This is a genomic window from Shouchella patagoniensis (assembly GCF_002019705.1).
GTDB lineage: Bacteria > Bacillota > Bacilli > Bacillales > Bacillaceae_D > Shouchella > Shouchella patagoniensis.
The window spans coordinates 355,052-367,272 of record NZ_KV917377.1; the positions used below are offsets into that span (position 1 = coordinate 355,052).

General features: G+C 36.8%; 15 protein-coding genes and 1 pseudogene. 12 read left to right on the plus strand and 4 right to left on the minus strand.

The window, feature by feature from the left end; all coding sequences use genetic code 11:
* The first annotated feature begins 88 nt into the window (after positions 1 to 88).
* Positions 89 to 859 (plus strand): exodeoxyribonuclease III, encoded by a 771-nt coding sequence (locus BK584_RS02005; RefSeq protein WP_078391038.1) that lies wholly within the window; start codon positions 89 to 91, stop codon positions 857 to 859.
* An 18-nt stretch (positions 860 to 877) separates the two neighbouring features.
* Here the strand turns inward: BK584_RS02005 and yxiS are convergent, their stop codons facing one another.
* Positions 878 to 1,171: a protein YxiS gene (yxiS, locus tag BK584_RS02010; RefSeq protein WP_078391039.1), complete on the minus strand. Its 294-nt coding sequence runs from the start codon at positions 1,169 to 1,171 to the stop codon at positions 878 to 880.
* Positions 1,172 to 1,230: 59 nt separating this feature from the next.
* Here yxiS and BK584_RS02015 point away from each other — a divergent pair, with 59 nt between their 5' ends.
* The 9 genes from BK584_RS02015 to BK584_RS02055 all read left to right on the plus strand — a co-directional run bounded on the left by BK584_RS02015 (position 1,231) and on the right by BK584_RS02055 (position 8,203).
* Complete coding sequence (locus BK584_RS02015) at positions 1,231 to 2,229, plus strand: NUDIX domain-containing protein (RefSeq protein ID WP_169871008.1); 999 nt, start codon at positions 1,231 to 1,233, stop codon at positions 2,227 to 2,229.
* Positions 2,216 to 2,947, plus strand: a complete 732-nt coding sequence (locus tag BK584_RS02020; RefSeq protein ID WP_078391041.1) for a DUF2254 domain-containing protein — start codon at positions 2,216 to 2,218, stop codon at positions 2,945 to 2,947. Before BK584_RS02015 ends, BK584_RS02020 begins: the two co-directional genes overlap by 14 nt.
* On the plus strand, positions 2,944 to 3,663 hold the full coding sequence (locus BK584_RS02025) for a hypothetical protein (protein WP_078391042.1): 720 nt from the start codon (positions 2,944 to 2,946) through the stop codon (positions 3,661 to 3,663). The genes BK584_RS02020 and BK584_RS02025 overlap by 4 nt, the downstream gene beginning before the upstream one ends.
* Positions 3,660 to 4,040, plus strand: a complete 381-nt coding sequence (locus tag BK584_RS02030) for a GntR family transcriptional regulator (RefSeq protein WP_078391043.1) — start codon at positions 3,660 to 3,662, stop codon at positions 4,038 to 4,040. Before BK584_RS02025 ends, BK584_RS02030 begins: the two co-directional genes overlap by 4 nt.
* Positions 4,037 to 4,930 (plus strand): ATP-binding cassette domain-containing protein, encoded by an 894-nt coding sequence (locus BK584_RS02035; protein ID WP_078391044.1) that lies wholly within the window; start codon positions 4,037 to 4,039, stop codon positions 4,928 to 4,930. Before BK584_RS02030 ends, BK584_RS02035 begins: the two co-directional genes overlap by 4 nt.
* A complete protein-coding gene (locus BK584_RS02040; protein WP_078391045.1) occupies positions 4,920 to 5,648 on the plus strand; it encodes a hypothetical protein in 729 nt (242 codons plus the stop codon). Before BK584_RS02035 ends, BK584_RS02040 begins: the two co-directional genes overlap by 11 nt.
* Positions 5,648 to 6,358: a hypothetical protein gene (locus BK584_RS02045; protein ID WP_078391046.1), complete on the plus strand. Its 711-nt coding sequence runs from the start codon at positions 5,648 to 5,650 to the stop codon at positions 6,356 to 6,358. The genes BK584_RS02040 and BK584_RS02045 overlap by 1 nt, the downstream gene beginning before the upstream one ends.
* A gap of 83 nt (positions 6,359 to 6,441) precedes the next feature.
* Entirely contained in the window at positions 6,442 to 7,161 is a 720-nt protein-coding gene (locus tag BK584_RS02050) for a YebC/PmpR family DNA-binding transcriptional regulator (protein WP_078395348.1), read from the plus strand.
* A gap of 106 nt (positions 7,162 to 7,267) precedes the next feature.
* On the plus strand, positions 7,268 to 8,203 hold the full coding sequence (locus BK584_RS02055; RefSeq protein ID WP_078391047.1) for an ATP-grasp domain-containing protein: 936 nt from the start codon (positions 7,268 to 7,270) through the stop codon (positions 8,201 to 8,203).
* Positions 8,204 to 8,434: 231 nt separating this feature from the next.
* On the opposite strand, the gene BK584_RS02060 is transcribed toward BK584_RS02055, so the two are convergent.
* The 3 genes and pseudogenes from BK584_RS02060 to BK584_RS02075 all read right to left on the minus strand — a co-directional run.
* The gene (locus BK584_RS02060) at positions 8,435 to 8,986 is read right to left on the minus strand and encodes a recombinase family protein (RefSeq protein WP_078391048.1); all 552 of its coding nucleotides are present in this window, start codon (positions 8,984 to 8,986) and stop codon (positions 8,435 to 8,437) included.
* Between the two features lie 374 nt (positions 8,987 to 9,360).
* On the minus strand, positions 9,361 to 10,224 hold the full coding sequence (locus tag BK584_RS02070; RefSeq protein ID WP_078391050.1) for an AraC family transcriptional regulator: 864 nt from the start codon (positions 10,222 to 10,224) through the stop codon (positions 9,361 to 9,363).
* 264 nt (positions 10,225 to 10,488) lie between these two features.
* Positions 10,489 to 11,649, minus strand: a pseudogene (locus BK584_RS02075) (Tn3 family transposase); the annotation flags it as partial.
* Positions 11,650 to 11,665: 16 nt separating this feature from the next.
* Here BK584_RS02075 and BK584_RS24430 point away from each other — a divergent pair.
* Both BK584_RS24430 and BK584_RS25495 read left to right on the plus strand, forming a co-directional pair.
* Positions 11,666 to 11,833, plus strand: a complete 168-nt coding sequence (locus BK584_RS24430) for a hypothetical protein (RefSeq protein ID WP_169871010.1) — start codon at positions 11,666 to 11,668, stop codon at positions 11,831 to 11,833.
* Positions 11,834 to 11,853: 20 nt separating this feature from the next.
* Positions 11,854 to 12,165, plus strand: coding sequence for a hypothetical protein (locus tag BK584_RS25495; RefSeq protein ID WP_367579278.1), 312 nt, complete (start codon positions 11,854 to 11,856; stop codon positions 12,163 to 12,165).
* The last annotated feature ends 56 nt before the right edge of the window (positions 12,166 to 12,221 follow it).

The window sequence follows — 12,221 nt, forward strand, 5'->3', positions numbered from 1 at the left end:
TCGCAGCCAGAAGCGACCTTTTTTGTGTTTGTGTTTTTTGTTCTATGCTACACTATGAAAGAATGAATACAAAGGAGTCTTACAATCAATGAAATTTGTCTCATGGAATGTGAATGGAATCCGAGCATGCGTTAAAAAAGGATTTTTAGACTTTTTTAATGAGATTGATGCCGACTTTTTCTGTTTACAAGAAACAAAATTACAAGAAGGTCAAATTGAGCTTCATTTAGCTGGTTATGAACAATATTGGAATTATGCAGAGAGAAAAGGCTACTCTGGCACAGCCATTTTCACTAAACATACTCCTCTGGCCATTACATATGGTATTGGTGAAGAGTTTCCTGATGATGAAGGCCGTGTTGTTACATTAGAGTACGAGCGATTTTTTTTAGTGACGATGTATACGCCAAACGCTAAACGTGATTTAAGTCGTTTGACGTATCGTTTACAATGGGAAAAAGCAGCTACCGCCTATTTAACTCAATTAAAAGAACAGAAGTCTGTTATTTTTTGTGGTGATTTAAATGTGGCTCATCAGCCAATTGATGTAAGAAATGACCGTTCAAATATCGGCAATGCTGGTTTTACCGATGAAGAGCGAGGGGCGTTTAATAGGTTGCTTGATGCTGGGTTTATTGATACATACCGCTACTTTTATCCAGATGATGCCGATTCATTTACGTGGTGGTCGTACATGGCAAAGGTTAGAGAACGGAATATTGGATGGCGGATTGATTATTTCTTAGTTGACCAACAACTACGACCAGCTCTAGTAGATGCGCATATTCATTCCTCCATATTCGGAAGCGATCATTGTCCTGTATCTGTTGATCTTCAGCTCACGACGACAAATAAATAAGACGCGCATTAGCGCGTCTTATTTATTTGCGTATGAAGAAACAACAAATGCTAAATCTTCATTTCCGAAAAGTTGTAGCACTTGTAGTACTGTTTCGCTAGCGATAGGTTCAGATTCTTCTTTTGAAACGGTTAATTCGAGCGCTCGGTTTAGCTCTTCATTTTCGGCTTGGTGTGGGTAGGCTTCAAAGTAAAGCGTTTTTGGATCCAGGTCGGAATTAACACACCACTGAGCAAAAACTAAGATCATCATTGCTTCATCTTGTTTAAAGGAAGCAATGATGTTTTTTTCGAGTTCGTTTTGGTCATTCATTTGGCTCACCCTTTGTTTTAATGTGTTTTCATCTTATCATATTAGTGGAGGTGACGAGATTGATTCGATTTGCTGTAGGCGCAATTATTATTATGGAGAATGAATTTCTTCTCGTGAAAAAACAAACAGTTGAAACACTGACAGGAAAACAATCAATCGCTTATGAGATTGATTTTGTCAAAGGAGGTCTAGAAACTGAGGAATGTAATGAAGCCGCATTATTACGGGAGCTTTATGAAGAAACCGGTAGTAAAGACTATCAAATCATCGAACAAATAAATCAGAAACTCCATTTTTCATTCCCGGATGATATTGCCAAAAAAATTGGCTATTCACATCAACAAACAACTTTTTTTCTCGTACGATATATAGCAGCAGCACAAAAAATCTATTTTAACTACACCACACAGCTTTTTTATCAAGATATGCGTGTAGAAGATATTTTTTATGAATTAGGGACGTTTTATCCTAATTGGAATGTAGAGTTGGCAATGACGTTATGTGAGCAATTTTCGCTTTCAATAAAAGCACGTTATCACCGCTTATCCACTGGTCAAGCAAGTGTCATGCGAACCATTTGTTCTCTAGCTGTTAGAACGCCAGTAACATTACTTGATGAACCAACGACGGGAATGGATGAAACAATGAGAGTTTTGTTCCACAAAGTACTTCTTAAAGAATTTCTTGATTCTCCACGTTTGTTTCTAATGACCACACATCATCTGGAAGAAACCGAATTCATTCTTGATCATATTCTTCTTATGAAAAAGGGGAAAATTGTACGACATGATGATTTAGAATCAATTAAGGAAAATGGATTAATTGTGGAAGGCCCAAGGGAGAAGGTGACTGAATTCTCAAAGGGTTACGTGATCGATCAATTACAAGAAAGTTCGATAGCGGAGTATTCAAGATTATTAGTGAAAAACAGCTTCAATTATTCTGATTACCGTGCCGCTGCTGAAGCAGGGCTTACGGTTCGCCCAATGACGGTTAGTGAGTTTTGTTCATACCACACTCATGATGAAAGAGGGAGAATAGAAGATGTTTTCCAATAAAGAAGGAGAGAACCAATTGTTTTGGCCTGTAGTCAAACAACAGTATTTTTATAAACTACGACATAACTTTCTGTTTGTTTTTTTCTTATTATTTATGCAACTAGTTGGACTGTTTGTTTCCGTTTCGCCACATAGTGATTTTGATTATTATGGTGGTCAAGTACAAGTCTATTATTTGTCAACTGAGCTTGTAACAGTCCTATCCATTATTACAATCGGCATAATTGCTGTCGTGATGACTTTTAAAGCCCAACGTTATTCTTTGACTACATTCGTTAGTAATACAAAAAGCCAACACCTTTCTTCTATTCTTTATTTACTTACTCTAGCAATTTTTGCGGGGACAACAGCTTTTTCAGCTTCATTTCTTCAAAAAATCTATGTTATTAGCTTTACTTCGGCGGTTCTAGATCATGTGTTACCAGCACATATGTCCTCTATTAGTGGCTTCATATCAAGTCTCGCCGTCTCAATTACGTATATGGTATTCGTTGCTTCAATTGGCTATTTTGTTGGCACTCTCCTCCAAGTTCATAAAGTATTTATCCTCTTATTTCTAGCACTTGTTTTCTTCTTTTTTAGTAGTTTAGAGAATTTCCTGTCCTATTTCTTTCTAGAATCAGACCCATTTTTCTTTTTTCTTAAGATGGGCAGTGCATCAATCATTCTTACGTTATTAGCGTTCATAAGCTTAAGGAATGAAGAGGTGAGCGTATGATAACTGCTTTGCTTTTTATCTTACTCATGATCATTATGATTGGCGGAAGTATATATTTGAGACGTTTTGCATCGAGGCAAGCAACAAAAGTCGGTTATATCATTGTAGCCCTTTATTTTAGCCTAATGATCGCTTCTATTCCTGTTGCTTATTTTCTTCCTACTAGTAATGTCTTTATTCACGATCTTTCTACCGAACAGGAACTAGAAAATCAGTATAAAACGTTTTCTGAAGAATTGAGACATTCATTAGAAATTAGTGATACTGAAGAAAAATTTCTTGTAAATAAGCAATCATTTCAAGTAAAGGGTGATTCACTTATTATTGGAGAATCACTTTCGGCTAATGGGCATGATGCCATTTTTCTTATTCGTCCAACCGGTAAAGAAAAAATCGTCGTACGTGAGTATCAATATGCCATTCAAGATGATCAGATGATAAAACCGGAATTTATGCCAAGTATCACAGTTGAATACAACAGGGGTCATCTTAAAATTTTACGGTCGAACGAGAAATCAATCCTTGCATTAATGGATGAAGAACTGTTTTCAACTCAATTTACTCAAAAAAGTCATTCATCTTCATTTTTTTTAAATGAATTTACATCATCATCAGTAACATATGCACGCACCATTGAAATCGAAGTACCAACAAATCTGGTTCTGCATTATCCTACAGATGATTGGTTATTAATCGGAGAGGAGCAGCTTAATTGATTTTTCAAGATAGCACCAAACCGATTTATATTCAACTATCGGAATGGCTTGAAGGAGAAATAATGTCAGGTCATTTTCAAACAAATGACAAGATCTATTCGCAATATCAGTTAGCAGAGATGTTTACTATTAATCCTGCGACTGCAGCAAAAGGGTTAACTCGCTTATTAGATGAAAACATTCTATATAAAAAACGAGGACTCGGCATGTTTGTATCAGAAAATGCAGCGCAACAGATTCAAGCTAAAAGACGAGGAGGCTCATTAGTGGACTTAGTCGAACAACTTGTGAACGAAGCGCAGCAATTAGGTGTTTCATATGAGGAATTAATATCCTTACTTCATACTTCATATAGCAAAGGAGACAAGAAAGCATGAAAAATCCCATTCGAATTGAACATGTATCGAAAAAGTATAAGTCCAAGCTTGCTTTGGATAATGTGTCCTTTTCTTTAGAAGATGTTGGTATTACTGGGTTAATCGGTGCAAATGGAGCAGGTAAAACAACTTTGCTTCAATTATTAGCAGGAGAGATAAGAGCATCAAAAGGTGAAGTAGTTGTTTATGAGAACAATCCGTTTGTCTCTCTGAAAGGTTCACAGTCTATTTTCTTCTTTCGTTCGGATACACCAATCGCTCCAACGATGACTGTTAAACGTCTTTTTAAACAGATGAAACGGTTTTATCCGAACTGGAATAATGAGTTGGCGGAAAAACTGATGGCTTTTTTTCACATCCCAACTAATGCCTTGGTATCAGAACTTTCAACAGGCAAAGCTAGTCTAATCCGTGGGCTTATCGGTATATGCGTTAATTGTCCGCTTACCATTTTTGATGAGCCAACGCTTGGAATGGATGAACCGACAAGAGAAGCGTTTTTTCGAGCGCTATTAAAAAGCTATTTACTCAATCCTCGGGCAATCATTATTTCGACCCATTATATAAGTGAGATTGATAAATTGTGTGACCATCTTGTTGTAATTAATAAAGGCAGATTATTAATTTCTATGAATAAAGAAGAGCTCGAACAGTATGCAATTGGAATATCCGGTTCAAAAGAGACAGTTGACCGTGCCACTAGTGAAAAAAACATTTTGTTTCAAGAGGTTTTTGCTGAACATCATAAATATGTTGTCGTTGCCAATGTGACGTTAGACGACGTGCAAAACTATAAACAAAAGGGACTGACAATTCATTCAGTAGCGATCGCTGACCTTTGTCGCTATTTAACTTCAGAAGATAAAGTGGGTATTCACAATGTTCATTAAGATGATACGATTGCAACTGTTATTTAAAATAGAAGCATTTTATCCAATCTTTATCAATGCTTTATTTATTCAATTTATTGGGTTATTCATTAGTTTAACTGTGCAGAGGTCAGAGAGTTATGAAGCATTCAATCTCACTTATTATTCGACGGACATGTTGTTTATTATGACATTGCTATCGATCGTGTATGTTGCACTTCTGTTAACAAGAAAACGGTATGATTCACTAGTAGTACCTTTTGTAACAAACGGACTCGTTAATGTCGTTAGCACTTACTTTTGCCTCTTTCTGTTTAGCTTTATTTCAGCACTTGTGTTTGCATTCTCTTCTTATACGCATCGTGTTTTACTGTCTCTGTTTGCTGGAGTAGATGAATTTGAACAAACGTTGTCCATTTCCAGCCAATTCATAGAATTTAGTGCATCTTTTCTTTTTTACTTATCTTTAGCAACTTCCACATTACTAGCCGTATGGCTCGTCCAATGGAAGCGATTTTTACTCGTTATGATTCTATCGGGAATCGGATTCTTTCTTTACGGTTGGTTATCTTTAGGGTATGGCAATTCAAATGTGGCTAGTCATCTTGTCTCGTTTGTTTTTGATTTTCTGTTTCTTACATCGTCTTTAGGCCGTTGGGCATTAAAAATGATGATTGTTTGCACTCTTTTATTCCTGCTCATGTTTATTCCAGCACCTAGATTAGAGGTGAATCGCTAGTGTCCATGTTTCTTGGTTTGTTTGTTATTATTGGCGTAATTATTGGTTTATTGATACTAGCAATCGTTTCTTCAAAACTGTTACAAAAGTGGCACATCATCTATTACCTTGTTGGTTTGTTTCTTTTTCTTCTATTGTTAAGCCCAATTATGTATCACGCCTTATCAATTGATTATAAAGACGAACAAAGTTTATATCCAGAATCTTATTATCAATTTACAGCAGAATTCGAACAACTTCAGATGAACTCACCATTAGATTTAGAACTGACTACATTAACAGATGAGAAAACAATTCCACTATCTCATTTTAAGCATTTAACTATCACTCCTAACAATTACGATCATCACCAGTTTTACTTAGAAAAACGAAAAGATTTAGATGATGAAATGAGAATTTGGCAGTATCATGCAGATAAGCCACTTCACTTAAATGAGGTGAATGTAGGTAAAGAAGGGGATGAATTGGTCATAGAATTAACTGCAGACTATCAGGACCGCATTCCACTTTCTTTGTTCAAACAACCTTTTGTAACAGCAGCGATGAGAGGCGAATATCAAGGCGAAGTACTAACAGAGGCTACTAATGAGTCAGGAAGGAGAGAGAGTACTAACGAAGATGAAAGGCTTTACAACGGTGGGGTGTATATTCAGATTCCTTTTGATGTAACCGTTGACTTATGGGGAGAGTATCAATGGATTGATCATTAGAATTGTTTCCCGCATATGTAAAGAATTTGCGTTATAATGGAAGGGATTCATTTGAATATATTGTGAAAGTGAGTGACACGAATATGGGGCGCAAATGGAATAATATTAAAGAAAAGAAAGCGTCAAAGGACGCAAACACAAGTCGGGTTTATGCAAAATTTGGACGTGAAATTTACGTAGCAGCCAAACAAGGAGAACCTGATCCTGAAGCCAATCAAGCATTAAAAGTTGTTCTTGAACGAGCGAAAACATACAATGTGCCAAAAGCGATTATTGATCGAGCAATCGAAAAAGCAAAAGGCGGGTCAGAAGAAAATTATGATGAATTGCGGTACGAGGGTTTTGGACCTAATGGCTCAATGGTTATCGTTGATGCCTTAACAAATAATGTGAATCGAACAGCGTCAGATGTGAGAGCTGCATTCGGTAAAAACGGTGGCAACATGGGTGTAAGTGGATCTGTAGCGTATATGTTTGATGCAACTGCAGTCATTGGATTTGAAGGAAAAACAGCTGATGAAGCATTAGAAATACTGATGGACGCAGATGTTGATGCAAAAGACATTCTTGAAGAAGATGAAGTGGTTATTGTTTATGCAGAACCTGATCAGTTTCAAGCGGTTCAACAAGCTTTTCGTGAAGCTGGCGTAGAAGAATTTAAAGTAGCTGAATTATCGATGCTTGCACAAAGCGACGTTGAGTTACCGGAAGATACACAAACGCAGTTTGAGAAGATGGTTGATGCACTTGAGGATTTGGAAGATGTGCAACAAGTGTACCATAATGTTGATTTGTCTCATTGATCGCATGATCTTTGTGAAATGATGTAGCCAAGCTAAGCTGCTTGGCTTTTTAAAATACACGACTATACTTAGTGAATTTGGTATGCATGGGCGGGAGGCAGAATATATGAAGATTTATGTTATACATGAAAATGATGAATGGACAGCCCCATTGTTTAAGCATTTTGAAGAATTAAATGTACCTTATGAAAATTGGCATCTAGCGAGTGGCATCGTGAACTTAAATGAGGTGCCGCCGGAAGGCATTTTTTATAATCGAATGAGTGCTTCTTCACATACACGCAATCATCGATATGCGCCAGAGTTGGCTAGTGCAATCTTGGCTTGGCTCGAACGCTACGGAAGAACAGTCGTAAATGGTACAATGGCGCTTAGACTTGAGTTAAGTAAAGCAGCTCAATACATGGAGCTTGAGAAATTTGGTATCCGTACCCCAAAAACAATTGTTGCGGTTGGCAAAAACGAACTGATAGAAGCGAGTAAAGCGTTTATCGGTGAACCATTTATAACAAAACATAATCGAGCTGGCAAAGGACTTGGTGTCCAACTTTTCCGTTCAACAGATGCTTTAGCAGAGTATGTTGAAAGCGACGCATTTGAAATACCAGTTGATGGCATCACGTTATTGCAACAGTACATTGAATCAGAAGAGCCTTTTATTACTCGATGTGAATTTGTAGGTGGAAAATTTATTTATGCGGTAAAAGTCAATACCTCTGAAGGGTTTGAACTCTGTCCTGCAGATGCTTGCTCAATTGAAGACCTTTACTGTCCAGTTGGAGAAGAACCCGAAGCTAAATTTGAAATTGATGCTTCGTTTTCAAATTCGATCACTGAGCAATATGTTGAAATGCTAAAAGCGAACGACATTCAAATTGCTGGGATTGAATGTATTAAAGATAGAAATGGATTGCTATATACTTACGATATAAACACAAATACAAATTACAATTCAGATGCGGAAGCAAGGGCAGGTAAAGATGGAATGCTTGAGATTGCCAATTATTTAACTCAATTATTAAAAACAAATATCGCTTCATAAATCAGGTGCTTTCACCTGATTTTTTTATTTTTCTGATAAATAATTGACTTTTAAAGTAACTTAAATTACTCTTTAAAGTGGACTGATACAGAAGAAGAACGAATGGCACCTAATTTTGGTCACGCATTACTTGGGCCGATTGCTATTAGGCCTAGTCACAGGGTTGCTGCTCTAGTCCGTCAGATGATTTACATAAAATGTAATTTAAACAACCAACTTATTGAGACAACCCTAGTGCGCCTTGTCTAAATACCTATACAGCGTGGTCTTACTGATACCAGCCGCCACTGTAATTTGCTTAATTGTATAGTCTTTACTCTTATACATCTTAATAGCCATTTCCACTTTATCTTCTTTCTTAGTAGGTCTCCCACCTTTCTTTCCTCTTGATCTTGCTGCTTGAAGACCCGACTTTGTTCGTTCACTAATAATATCTCTTTCTAGTTCAGCGATGCTTGCCATTGTACGAAAGAAAAACTTTCCAATTGCGGTTGAAGTGTCAATACTGTCATTAATTGATACAAAATGTACACCCCTATCGTTAAATAACTCGCTCAGTTCTATCAAATGCTTTGTGGAACGTGAAATACGGTCAAGTTTATATACAACAATTTTATCGCCACTTCGTAAAACTTTTAAAAGCTCTTCTAATTGAGGCCTATCTCTTCGAGTGCCCGTTAATTTTTCTTTATAAATCTTCTCAACCCCGAATTTTGTTAATGCATCAACTTGCATATCTAAATTTTGTTCTTCCGTACTTACTCGCGCGTAACCAAAAATCATCATTCGTCACCTTCTCAAGACTAGTTATATATATTTTAGCACCAAAAACGGTACTTGTTAGAGAAAATGTTACTTTGTTTTTGGGAATGAGTTTTAGTACCGTCAAACGAGAAAAATAGAATGTTTGTTTCCGTGATAAGAAATAGCCCCATAAACGTCCGTTTATGGGGCTATTTCTTATTAAACTAACCAGCCGCAGGATGGCTGAAGAGAGTTCTTTTACTTTTGTTCCGCAATAGGGCCAGATTATTGAATTGATTGTACTAATAATGAGTTTCACCTTCTGTAATTGTAGACTACAATAATAATTTTAAAAGAGCAACGCTGAATCTGCGTTGCTCTGCATTAATCCTCAATAGAATGCTTACTATTGTTTATTTCTTTCGCACGGGAAGCCAAACTTCACTATAAGCGTAATCTTTTTTATGCTTATCCATTTTAGTAAAAGAAAAAGTAGGAGCATTGATTACTTCGTAATCAGAAGAAGGAAGCCATTCTGAATAGGTTTTTGCCATTGTATCCTGCAACGTAGATGGAAATGGCCCTTCACTTGGAAATACTGCCCAAGTATAAGCTTCAACAGGCACAACGTCTAAAAAATCGCTGACTTGATTTTTAGTCGTTAATACACCTATTAAGTGGGTTAAATCCCCTTCTTCTTTTAGGAAATTTTGGTCAGCGTTGTAAGAAGCATTAACAATTTCATAAGGCTCTATATTTTGAAGAGAATGCATTTCTTTTCTTTGCTCTTCTGTTATGCTTTCTGCAAGCTTTACTATTTCGTTGTTCACACCTTCAAATTGTATAGGGACACGTTTACTTATACCAACTAGATTAAACGCTGGTTTGTCTTCGATTCTAAATTCCATAGATATTCCTCCTTTTACAGTAATTACGAATGAAAGTTTGGGAAATGATTTGCTTACCCTTTTTTTTATTACATCTGAGGGCAAAAAACCACACCATTTTTTAAATGCCCTAGTAAAACCGTCCATTGATTGATAACCATATTTTAAAGCAACATCTGTTACCTTTTCTCCACTCAATAAATCCTTATTTGCTTCCGATAGTTTTCTGTTTTTTACATATTCATTTAGTGTCATGCCTGAAAGATGAAAAAATACCGTTCTCAAGTGGTAATCGGAAATCCCAGCATAATTGGAAATACTTTCAAGAGAGAGGTCATCGGTTAAATGAACTTCAATATAGTCAATCACTTGGTTCAATTCTTTTAACATCATATCCCTCCTTTCATGAATACATAATATCAAAGCCGGTATAAACACACTCGACATTTTTAATCTAAAGTTGTCGGATTGTTTAATCTTTATTATTCAAAAAATGTAATTAAAATATATTAATGTTTCCCGATGTTCAAGAATCGGGCGCGATTGTTGAGGAAGGATTGCGCTCTTTTCGCATCTATGTGTTTATTGCAAAAACCAGCTAATATCATGACAAGATATTAGCTGGTTTTTTGTCACCGATCAAAATGATGAAAGCTATGACACTTTCAACTTAATAGGTATTCGCTGATCCATATTGAGTTCAAAGGTTCCATAAGGATTCACATGGTTATAGAATAAAGGCGTTAATCCTCTAAAATCTTCAAGAGTCATTTTCTTCAGCCAATATTGGTTGTTATTATAGAGAATCTCTTGAACCATTAAGGTATTGATGTAAACTAAACAGTTTTGAAGCAATTGGAGCGATAACGCAGACACCTCTTGGTCTTCTAGAGAATTGAAACGAATCTCACTATTTTTCCCGTAAAAAATGTAGTTATTAACGGAGTTCCAGTGTTCAACGGTGTTTAGCCCTTCATGGATCTCTCTACGAATCTCCTCAAAGTGTAAATAATCACATAAGAAGATGGTTTTGATCGCTTTTCCTAATTCACATAAAGCCAGATAAGTCGGATGTTTCGTATCTCTGGTAAATCGCTTTAAAATAGCTTCTGCTGATGCGGTTCCTAATCTTAGAGCAGTTGCAAACTTAATGATTTGCTCATACTGTTGACGAATAAGATCCCAGTTGATCGGTCTACTTAAAACAGGCTGCAAGTGAGGATATTCCTCATTCATCCCAGCTTCAGGACGATACAATTTTTGAGAACCGATATTTTTGAAGCGCGGCATCAGTTTAAAACCAAGCAGATGACAAAAGGCAAAAGCAACAACACTTTGTCCATGCGTATCGACATAATTTCGGTCTATTTCCATGTCTGTACAGTGACGGAGAACACCCTCCATCATAGCTGCAACTTCAGAAGAGAGACAGGTTTTAAGCTGTTAGATACATGCTGACTTTCGATCTGTATGCCAATAAATCATGACTCCATGTCTTTTATAACGGGGATGCCATTCGGTAAGAAGATTCTGAACCCACGATCCAAAATGTTTCGAATCGGAAGCACAGGCTGTAGTAGCTTCTCCCCATACCTCTTTCATTCGATAGTAGATGATATGGTTGGTAACCTCCGCATTGGCTTTTCGTAAATGATCTTTATGAATAAATTTATTACGGATATATTGAAGTTCCCGATAACTATCTAAGTTGTTTCCAGCAGAAACAGCTTTCAAACCTGTATTGGTTCCTAATCCAAATAAACTAAGAAGGAGAGGGCGTTGGATGGTTTCTTGATCTAAAATCGCTCGATCAGAGGATCTTGATGAAGCGATGTGGGTTGCTTTAAATGATATGCTAGATTGGATGATGGAGGTGTATCAATTTACTCGCTCGGAGGCAAGTGCTTGGGCCTCGATGACCGTACAACTAAGAATTACTCAAATTGTAAATGGGAATAAAGGTGTTCATGCATTGTTGCCAAATCAGGCAATTTTCTAAATAGGAAGGACGAGAAGGGCATGGAATCAATCCGTTTAAACGTACCTCTTTTAAGAAAGAGAGTACCGAATTTAACAAAAGCGGCAAAGTCGGTTGGCTTACGCCCAGCAACGGTATCAAATCTTTGCACAGGTAAAATCCCTATTGCTCGTGCAGAAGTAAAAACACTTGTTTTACTCGCGTCTCTAGCTAAATGCAGCATAGATGAACTTATTTTATACAAGAATGATGTGGAAATGATTCAAACCGGCATCAAAGCAATTGATTTTTTCGCACTGCTCTTTAAAAATCAAACAGTTGGTTTACTTGCAAGCCTGGAATGGGGCAACTAGCATTACTTGCCGAAGTGTTTTATAGGTTAAAAAGACAGTCATTTAAAACGGTTGTT